Annotated in this window: 8 protein-coding genes and 2 rRNA genes; 3 read left to right on the forward strand and 7 right to left on the reverse strand. The window is 73.6% G+C overall.

The annotated features are described in order from the left end of the window. Window positions 1-22: 22 nt before the first annotated feature. The 3 genes from D7294_RS15580 to D7294_RS15590 all read left to right on the forward strand — a co-directional run bounded on the left by D7294_RS15580 (window position 23) and on the right by D7294_RS15590 (window position 3,832). Window positions 23-1,147, forward strand: coding sequence for an HAD family hydrolase (locus D7294_RS15580; protein ID WP_241562378.1), 1,125 nt, complete (start codon window positions 23-25; stop codon window positions 1,145-1,147). A gap of 289 nt (window positions 1,148-1,436) precedes the next feature. Next, window positions 1,437-2,321 carry an ECF subfamily RNA polymerase sigma factor, BldN family gene (locus D7294_RS15585; RefSeq protein ID WP_120679932.1) on the forward strand — a complete coding sequence of 295 codons (885 nt, stop codon included), beginning with the start codon at window positions 1,437-1,439 and terminating at the stop codon, window positions 2,319-2,321. 278 nt (window positions 2,322-2,599) lie between these two features. Next, window positions 2,600-3,832: a DUF5667 domain-containing protein gene (locus D7294_RS15590; RefSeq protein ID WP_120680033.1), complete on the forward strand. Its 1,233-nt coding sequence runs from the start codon at window positions 2,600-2,602 to the stop codon at window positions 3,830-3,832. 16 nt (window positions 3,833-3,848) lie between these two features. Here D7294_RS15590 and D7294_RS15595 read toward each other — a convergent pair whose 3' ends face one another. From D7294_RS15595 to D7294_RS33960, 7 genes are all read right to left on the reverse strand, one after another. Then, window positions 3,849-4,808, reverse strand: coding sequence for a lysophospholipid acyltransferase family protein (locus tag D7294_RS15595; protein ID WP_120679934.1), 960 nt, complete (start codon window positions 4,806-4,808; stop codon window positions 3,849-3,851). Further along, complete coding sequence (locus tag D7294_RS15600; protein ID WP_120679936.1) at window positions 4,801-5,853, reverse strand: NAD-dependent epimerase/dehydratase family protein; 1,053 nt, start codon at window positions 5,851-5,853, stop codon at window positions 4,801-4,803. Before D7294_RS15600 ends, D7294_RS15595 begins: the two co-directional genes overlap by 8 nt. A 119-nt stretch (window positions 5,854-5,972) precedes the next feature. Beyond that, on the reverse strand, window positions 5,973-6,071 hold the full coding sequence (locus D7294_RS15605) for a 30S ribosomal protein bS22 (protein ID WP_003948845.1): 99 nt from the start codon (window positions 6,069-6,071) through the stop codon (window positions 5,973-5,975). A gap of 127 nt (window positions 6,072-6,198) precedes the next feature. After that, window positions 6,199-6,405: a helix-turn-helix domain-containing protein gene (locus tag D7294_RS15610; RefSeq protein WP_052849337.1), complete on the reverse strand. Its 207-nt coding sequence runs from the start codon at window positions 6,403-6,405 to the stop codon at window positions 6,199-6,201. Window positions 6,406-7,241: 836 nt separating this feature from the next. Next, complete coding sequence (locus D7294_RS15615) at window positions 7,242-8,414, reverse strand: acetoin utilization protein AcuC (RefSeq protein ID WP_120680035.1); 1,173 nt, start codon at window positions 8,412-8,414, stop codon at window positions 7,242-7,244. 80 nt (window positions 8,415-8,494) lie between these two features. Next, a 5S ribosomal RNA gene (gene rrf / locus D7294_RS15620) occupies window positions 8,495-8,611 on the reverse strand. Window positions 8,612-8,704: 93 nt separating this feature from the next. Continuing rightward, a 23S ribosomal RNA gene (locus D7294_RS33960) occupies window positions 8,705-8,809 on the reverse strand; the annotation flags it as partial.

Genomic DNA, 8,809 nt, shown 5'->3' on the forward strand with positions numbered 1-8,809 from the left:
CGCGACTGGCTATCCTCGACGCATGGCCAAGGCCCGCTTTCCCGAGCAGAGCGCGTCCCGGGCCGCGGCCTTCCGCGGATGGTTCACCCTCCGCAGGCGCCCGGACACCGAGCGCGCCGAGCAGGCGAACACCCCCGAGGGCGCCGGGCACGCCGGCCACGGGCCGGACGGGGAGGCCGCGGCGGACACGGACGCCGGCCGGACCGCGGAGCCCGCCCCGGAGGGCGGCAGCACCGCGGAGCCCGGCGCGGAGGGCGGCGCACGGCAGGCCACACCCGCGGGCGGGCGGCGCGGCAGGAGGCACCTGGCGGGCCGGGCCGCGGCGGAGGCGGCCAGGGCCCAGGCGGCGGCCGAGCCCGAGTTCCCGGCGCCCGGCGACCCGCGCGCGGGGGCGTTCTTCGACCTCGACAACACCGTGATGCAGGGCGCCGCGATCTTCCATCTGGGCCGCGGCCTGTACAAGCGGAAGTTCTTCCGCAAGCGCGAGTTGCTCAAGTTCGCCTGGCAGCAGGCGTACTTTCGGCTCGCAGGCGCCGAGAACGCCGGGCACATGCGGGACGCGCGGGACAGCGCGCTGTCCATCGTCCGCGGCCACCGCGTCGCCGAGCTCACGGAGATCGGCGAGGAGATCTACGACGAGTACATGGCCGGGCGGATCTGGCCGGGCACCAGGGCCCTGGCCCAGGCGCACCTCGACGCGGGCCAGCGGGTGTGGCTCGTCACCGCGGCCCCGGTGGAGACGGCGACCATCATCGCCAGGCGCCTCGGCCTGACCGGCGCGCTGGGCACGGTCGCCGAGTCCGTGGACGGGGTCTACACCGGCCGCCTGGTGGGCGAGCCGCTGCACGGGCCGGCGAAGGCCGAGGCGGTGCTCGCCCTGGCCGAGGCCGAGAACCTCGACCTCGCCCGCTGCGCCGCCTACAGCGATTCGGCCAACGACATCCCGCTGCTCTCCCTGGTCGGCTTCCCCTACGCCATCAACCCCGACCGCAGGCTGCGGGCCCACGCCAGGGAGAAGGGCTGGCGGCTGCGCGACTACCGGACCGGCCGCAGGGCGGTGCGCATCGGCGTGCCCGCGGCGGCCGGGGCGGGCGCGGTCGCGGGCGGCACGGCCGCGGCCCTCGCGCTCCAGCGGCGCAGGCGCTGAGGCGCGGCGCCCGGCACCCCCTCGAACACAGATCGAGGCCAATCAATCTCGATCACCGTTTCGCCACATTCGATCGCGTCACGATCATGAAGAGCGTGGCGTAAGCGTGGCGCGCCGAACACAATGTGTAACTCTCCAAACCTATTCGGCGATTTCCGCAACTACGCGTAGTCCGCTCAGTACGAAGCGTTATCCTCCTCAGACGCAATCCGGACCCCGACCGTTCCCAGCCAGGTGACGCGGGACGGGCCCGCCACTGCACTTTGGAAGCTCTGCCTCTGGGAGTCCCGTGTACCCACACGTCGGGGTTGACGCCTCGGGCCTGGCTACGCTGCGCACGACGGTCGCCGACCGGCTGCGCACCCTCGTCCCCACCGCGTACGCCGCCCCCACGCTCGCCACACCCGCCCCCGCCACACCCGCCCCAGGCGGCCCCGCCCTCGCCCTGACCGGCGGCGCCGCCGGCACCGCGGCCATGGGCCGCCGCGCCCGCGCCGGCGCCTCCGCCGCCCACGCCGCCCCGGCGAACCCGGCCCCCGCGGCGGCCGCGCCCCAGGCCGCCCCCACCGCCTCGGCGGCCCCCGCGGCCGCCGCCCCGGCCGCCCGCCGTCCCGCCGCCGACGGGGACAGCCGCCGGATGATGGACCTCGTCGAGCGCGCCCAGGCCGGCGAGGCCGAGGCGTTCGGCTGCCTCTACGACCACTACGCGGACACCGTCTACCGGTACATCTACTACCGGGTCGGCGGGCGCGCCACGGCGGAGGACCTCACCAGCGAGACGTTCCTGCGCGCGCTGCGCCGCATCGGCACCTTCACCTGGCAGGGCCGCGACTTCGGCGCCTGGCTCGTCACCATCGCCCGCAATCTCGTCGCCGACCACTTCAAGTCCAGCCGCTTCCGCCTCGAGGTCACCACGGGCGAGATGCTCGACGCCAACGAGGTCGAGCGCAGCCCCGAGGACTCCGTGCTGGAGTCCCTCGCCAACTCCGCGCTGCTCGACGCCGTCCGCAGGCTCAACCCGCAGCAGCAGGAGTGCGTCACCCTGCGCTTCCTCCAGGGCCTGTCCGTCGCCGAGACCGCGCGCGTGATGGGCAAGAACGAGGGCGCCATCAAGACGCTCCAGTACCGCGCCGTGCGCACCCTCGCCAGGCTGCTCCCCGACGACGCACGCTGAGTGCACCGCTCACGAGCCGCCAGGAATCCCGACGGAGCCGCCGGAAAACCTGACGGTACGTGTCCACCCCTCCGCAATCAGTCACATAATCTGCCAGCCGTAACCCGAGTGCTCGTCCACTCGTTGTCGTCGGTGTCGCCAATGGGAAAGACACTGCGCAGACTCCCCACAACCGGACCACCGACCGTGACAACTCACTCATACGGGTGTACATGGCCGGACCGGGCAACCACCCACCGGCGGTGGGGAGTCGTTCGTGACGAGAGGAGGTGCCGCTCGTGATCGGATCTGTGTCGGCCAACCGCCGGGCCCACGCCTTCGCCCAGCTGCTCGTCGACTCGCGGCCCAAGGAGCCGGGAGGCGAGGAGGGCGGGGCGGCCCCGTCGGCAGGCGAGCAGGAGCAGGCCGCCCTGCTGGCCGTGGCCGACCGGCTGGCGGCGCTGCCGCGGCCGGAGCTCGCCGCCGAGACCAGGGCGGCCCAGCGCGCCGCCCTGCTGGCCGCCATGGACGCCGCGGCGCCCGGCGGCGCCGCCGAGAGCCAGGCGCCGAGCGGGCTGCTGCCGGGCCAGCGCGCCTGCCGGAGCGCCAGGGGAGCCCACCGCGCCGCCCCGGCCGGCGGCCTCTCCCGGCTCAAGCCGCGCACCAGGCTCACCAAGGGCCTGGCCGCCGGTGGCCTCACCATGGGCGTCGCCGCGGGCGCCTTCGGCGGGGTCGCCGCCGCCAGCACCGACGCCCTCCCGGGCGACACGCTCTACGGCCTCAAGCGCGGCATGGAGGACCTCAGGCTCGACTTCGCCAGCGGCGACATCGACCGCGGCCGGGTCTACCTCGACCAGGCCTCCACCCGGCTGAACGAGGCGCGCCGCCTCCTGGAGCGCCAGCGCGCCGGGGAGCTCGACGAGGGAGAGCTCGACGACATCCGCCGCGCCCTCGCCGGCATGCGCGACGCCGCGAGCGAGGGCCACCGCCTCCTGTCGCACGCCTACCAGGAGGACGGCTCGATCGACCCCATCGAGTCGCTGTCCGCCTTCGCCGAGGGCCACCGCGCCACCTGGGCCGAGGTCCGCCGCCAGCTCCCGCCCGAGCTGCGCGACGTCAGCCACGAGGTGACCGACGTCTTCGACGCCATGGACGACGACCTCGCCCCCCTCCAGCCCCTGTTGCCGCGCGAGACGCACCACACCGCCTCCGCCGAGGGGGAAGCCGGCCGGTCGCTGCGCCCCCCGGACGGCCAGACGCCCCCGGGCTCGCTCCCGCCGGGTTCCCCCGGCTCCCACAGCCGCCCGGACTCCCCTGGCGGCACCGCGGCGGAGGAGTCCCCCGCCGACGGCGACCGGCTCCTGGACGCGCCGGGCCTGCTCTCGCCGCCGTCCGACGCCCCCGAGGAGTCCCCCACCGAGACCGGCCCGCCGCACTCGGCCCTCCCCGAGCCGGAGATCACCGTCCCGCCCCTGGTCGACGACCTGCTCCCGAGCCTCGGCCTCGACGGAGAGGAGGAGGCCACCGACTGACCCCGGGCGGGCGCCCTCAGAAGAAGACGGACCGCCGGGCCACCAGCAGCTTGTACAGCGTGTGCTGGATCGTCTCCCGCACCTGATCCGTCAGCTGGAACATCACCATCGGGTCCTCGGCGGCCTCGGAAGGCTGATCCGCCGTCTCGATCGGCTCCCCGAACTCGATGGTCCACTTCGTCGGCAGCGGGACCGCACCCAGCAGCCCGAGCCAGGGAAACGTCGGCGTGACCGGAAAGTACGGCAGGCCCAACAGCCTCGCGAGCACCCGCGAGTTGCCGATCATCGGGTAGATCTCCTCGGCCCCCACGATCGAACAGGGCACGATCGGCACCCTGGCCCGCAGTGCGGTCGCCACGAAGCCGCCGCGCCCGAAACGCTGCAGCTTGTACCGCTCGGCGAACGGTTTCCCCAGCCCCTTGAAACCCTCGGGCATCACCCCGACCAGCTCGCCACGGTCGAGGAGTTCCCGCGCGTCCTCCGCGCAGGCCCGCGTGTGCCCGGCCTTCCGCGCCAGCTCGTTGACCACCGGCAGCCGGAACACCAGGTCCGCGGCCAGCAGCCGCAACTGCCGCCGCGCCGGATGCCGGTCGTGCACGGCGACCTGGAGCATCAGCCCGTCCAGCGGCAGCGTCCCCGAATGATTGGACACGAGCAACGCCCCGCCCTCGGCCGGCACGTTCTCGATGCCGCGCACCTCGACGCGGAAGTACCGCTCGTACAGCGGACGCAGCAGCCGCAGCAGCACCTCGTCGGTCAGCTCCGGGTCGAAGCCGAACTCGTCCACCTCGTACGCGCCGGTCAGCCGCCGCCGCAGAAAGGCGAAGCCACGCGCGAGGGCCTCGTCGAGACCGCCGCCGGCCCCACCCGCCGCGCGCTCCTCCTCCGGCCCGCCCGGCTCGCCTGGCCGGCCCGCCGACTCCCGGGCCCGCCTGCGGTCCCCCTCGTCGAAAGGAATGACCTTCGCGTCACCCACGGCGCACCACCTCCTCGACGCGGTCGAGGGCCCGCGTCACCGCCTCGGGCGACAGCGGGCCGCCGTGCGCCGCGGCGAACTCGGCGAAGGCCGCGGCCGTCGTGTACTCGAGGGGACCGCCGAGCGCCGCACGCAGCCGCGCGGTCCGCACCACCCGCCCGTGGGCCAGCGAGGCGAACTGCTCCGCGGACACGCCCCTCACCCCGGCCGCCCGCAGCGCGGAGCCCAGCCAGGGCGTCACCGGCCGCGCCACGGGCACGGTCGGCCGCCCCAGGCGCCGTGCCGCCTGCGAGAGCAACAGCACGCCCTCGCCCGCCACGTTGTAGGTGCCGGGCCCCAGCGCCGCCCCCTGCTCTCCCTCCTCGGCGCCGTCCCCCGGCCCGGCGACGGCGCGGCCGAGCACCTCGAGGGCGTCGTGCTCGTGCAGGAACTGCAGCCGCGGGTCGTAGCCGAGGACCGTCGGGAGCACCGGCAGCCTGAAGTAGGCGGCGAACGGGGAGTCCACCCCGGCCCCCAGCAGGTGCGCGAACCGGAGGACGGTCACCGCCACTTCGGGGCGGCGGCGGGCGAAGCCGCGCACGTACTCCTCGATCTCGGCCACGTCCTGCGCGAATCCGCCCCCGCCCGCAGCCGTCGGCGGCGCGTCCTCGTCGAGCACCGCGGGCCCGCGCCCGGGATGGCCGTAGACCTGCGTGCTCGATCCGATCACCAGCCGCCGCAGCGTCGGCAGCTTCTGGCAGGCGCCCAGGAGTTGCAGCGTGCCCAGGACGTTGCGTTCCTTCGCCGCGGCCCTGCCGCCGGTGGGGCCGGGCGCAGGACCGAGGTCCAAGTGCACCACGGTGTCCACCGCGTGCGCGGCCAGCGCCGACACGATCGACGGCTGGCGGATGTCGGCCCGGACGAACTCGGCCTCGCCCAGCGGATAGCCGGGGGCCCTGGTGTCGACGGCGATCACCCGGCTCACCGCCGGGTGGCGGCGGACCTGCCGGACGAACCGGCCGCTCAACTGCCGAGCCGCCCCGGTGACGAGCACCGTCCTGTCCACGCGCCTCACCTGCCGACTGCCGACCTTGCCCCCACCGTCCCCCCGCGGGAAGGACCCGCCCAAAGCGTAGGGCCCTCCCGTCGTGACCACGAACGGGAGGGCCTCTCAGCGGCGCTCGCTCACTTCTTGTTGCGGCGCTGCACGCGGGTGCGCTTCAGCAACTTCCGGTGCTTCTTCTTCGCCATCCGCTTGCGCCGCTTCTTGATAACAGAGCCCACGACTACCCTCGCTCACTTCGCCTTCTCGGTGCGGGGCGTCCGAGCCCACACGACCTACATGGGCTCAGCCTACCGGTCACCGAGTGGTACCGGTTAATCGAGGGGCGACGAAAGGCTCATCCGGTCGTTACGCGCTTTCCACGCCCACGAAGGACTCTCGGAGGTACTCGTGGACGGCCTGCTCAGGGACCCGGAAGGACCTTCCCACCCGGATCGCCGGCAGATGACCTGCGTGCACCAGGCGGTACACGGTCATCTTGGAGACTCGCATCACCGCGGCGACCTCCGCCACGGTCAGGAACTTGGCCTCGCTCAGAAGCCTTTCAGCAGCCATGTCACACCTGACCTTCCGCACATGTCGGACACCGGCTTCCCCTCCGGTGACTCCCTCTCGCATGTGCGCTCCTCCCCAGATTAGGGGCGGGTGATGCGAGTGGGGAAGAGGTGCCTCAACCGGCCTTTTACTGCGAGCGCGCCCTTAAGGTGACAGAAGACCCCGTTTGCGCACATAGGGAACGCTCGCCCTCTCCCGCCGGACCGGCCTGGTTCCGGCGTCGGGCGCGCCCCGGCCGCCACCGGAACTCTGCCCGCCGTTCGCCCCGCACACACCAGCACCCCACCGGGAAGCGCCCGGCCCACGGGCAGGTGCCTCCGCGCTGACCTGGACTTCCTCCCCCTCCGTGAACCCGGGCCCGGCCTCCTGCCCCGGCCCGGCTTCCCCGGTGGGACGACGGGGAACCGGAGGGATGAACGGGGCATGAGCAGCAGATGACCCCGATGACGCGCCGCGGCCTGGCTCCCCCTCGCCCGCGCCCGGCACCCGGCGAGCGGACAGCTGACGTAGGCGGAATCGGGTCGTTTTGTCGATAGATCGCCACCACATCGGGCGGAGGGTGCCCCCGACGGCCGCCGCGCGCGCGGGGTCCGACCGGCGTACCCCGCGGGCCCCCGCCCAGGTGAAGCGCGTCGGGTGGCTGCCCTCTCCCGCCGTCGTGCGAGGGCTGCCCAGGGGACGGTCCGCGGCCGGGGCGGCAGGAAGAAGGCGGCGTGCGGGCCTGGGCGCCGGCGCGGCTTCCGCCGGTCGGAGACGATAGCGCGGGCCGGCGGTGCCCCGTTCGGCGCCTCCTGCGGCGTGCCGGAGGGTACCGCGGAGCGCGCCGCAAGGTTCCTTCAGGCGAGTAGCCCGTGCGTGGGATACACGGCGCGGCGCGTGGCCAGGATCGCCTGGTCCACGGCGTTGGCCGGGTCGTAGCCGTCGGCGTGCCAGTCGCGCCACGCGGGCCGCCGACCGTCGGTCATGCGCCGCGGCCCGGGCTGCCGGGTCAGGGCGTAGACCGCGTGCCGCCATTCCTCCGGCACCTCCGCGGCGGGGTCGATGGGGTGATGGGCGGCGATCGCCACCAGGTGCGTCCAGATGCGCGGCACGACGTCGACGACGGCGTAGCCGCCTCCGCCGAGGGCGAGCCAGCGCCCCTCCGCGTGCCGGTGCGCCCAGTCGTGGCAGGACTCCGCGGCGGCCCGCTGCGCGTCGACGCTCAACGTCAGGTTCGCCAGGGGGTCTTCGACGTGCGTGTCGGCCCCGTGCTGACTGACCAGGATCTGCGGCGAGAACTCCGCGAGCAGCTCGGGCACGACCGCGTGCAGGGCCCGCAGCCACTCCGCGTCGGAGGTGCCGGCGGGGAGCGCCACGTTGACCGCCCGGCCGGCCGCCCCTTCCCCGCCCGTCTCCTCGGGGCGCCCGGTGCCGGGGAAGAGCGTGCGCGGGTGCTCGTGCAGGGAGATGGTGAGCACCCGGGGATCGTCCCAGAACGCGTGCTGAACGCCGTCCCCGTGGTGCACGTCGACGTCGACGTAGGCGACGCGCTCCGCCCCGAGTTCGAGGAGCCGCGCGATGGCGAGGGCGGGGTCGTTGTAGACGCAGAAGCCGGAGGCGTTGCGCGGCATGGCGTGGTGCAGGCCGCCGGCGAAGTTGACCGCGTGCGCGGCCGCGCCGCGCCAGACGTCCTCGGCTCCCCGTACGGACTGGCCGGCGATCAGCGCGGACGCCTCGTGCATGCCGGCGAACGCCGGGGTGTCCACGGTGCCGAGGCCCATCCACTCGTCGGCGTCGCGGGGTTGGGCGGAGGCGTGCCGCACGGCCTCGACGTAGTCGGCGTCGTGGACCAGGCGCAGCGCCTCGTCTCCCAGGGGCGGCGCGGCCACCACGTCGAGCCACCGGTCGAGCCCGAAGGACTCGACGAGTTTCCGGGTCAGCGTCAGCCGCACCGGGTTCATCGGATGGGAAGGGCCGAAGTCGTATCGGGTGACGCCTTCGTCCCACATCAGTCGCGTCTGGCCGCTCATGACCGACACGGTAACCGAAAGACGAGTGGCCCTGCCGAGGCGTCAATTGCCTCGGCAGGGCCACTCGTTATCACATAATTGTCCGGCGGTGTCCTACTCTCCCACACGGTCCCCCGTGCAGTACCATCGGCGCTGGAAGGCTTAGCTTCCGGGTTCGGAATGTAACCGGGCGTTTCCCCTCCGCCATGACCACCGGAACACTCAGAGAACACAAACCGAGCATCCCCCGGTCACCCACACCCCCCAACACGGGTGTGGTGGCAGGAACTTCACAGTGGACGCGAGCATCTGCGGACAAGCCCTCGGCCTATTAGTACCGGTCAACTCCACCCCTCACAAGGCTTCCATCTCCGGCCTATCAACCCGGTCGTCTACCGGGAGCCTTACCCCATCAC

The organism is Streptomyces hoynatensis (assembly GCF_003626535.1).
In the GTDB taxonomy this organism is placed as follows: Bacteria; Actinomycetota; Actinomycetes; order Streptomycetales; family Streptomycetaceae; genus Streptomyces; species Streptomyces hoynatensis.